Annotated in this window: 1 protein-coding gene; it reads right to left on the minus strand. The window is 38.6% G+C overall.

Annotation, left to right across the window (positions count from 1 at the left end):
- Positions 1 to 347: PD-(D/E)XK nuclease family protein (locus ACFINS_RS10565; protein ID WP_375706244.1), on the minus strand; the 347-nt coding region annotated here is incomplete at both ends.

Consider the following 347-nt stretch of genomic DNA (forward strand, 5'->3'; position numbering starts at 1 on the left):
ATAATAAGTCACGAACTTGTTTTGATGAAGGAGGCGTTCCGGTTTTAAAATCTAAAATTTCAACTGTTTTATCGGGCAAGACATCAAGACGATCAGCACGTCCTGAAAGGGTTACTCCTGTTGTCCCTATAGGGATTTTTTGTGAGACCACTTCAGCATTTCGCTCTCGCGGTCCTAAACTTTGTTCCCATTGAATAAGGCGTGGAGCAAGATTATCAAAAATGTTCCACCAAATAGCTTCAATATCAGGTGGAAAATTGAATTTATCAAACTCTTTACGTCCAATAGCAAGCAGAACATTGAGTGCATTTTCAGCATTTGGATTTTTTATTTGTGTGCAAAAAGCG

Origin of the sequence: Bartonella sp. AA2SXKL (genome assembly GCF_042197205.1) — a bacterium.
Classification (GTDB): domain Bacteria; phylum Pseudomonadota; class Alphaproteobacteria; order Rhizobiales; family Rhizobiaceae; genus Bartonella.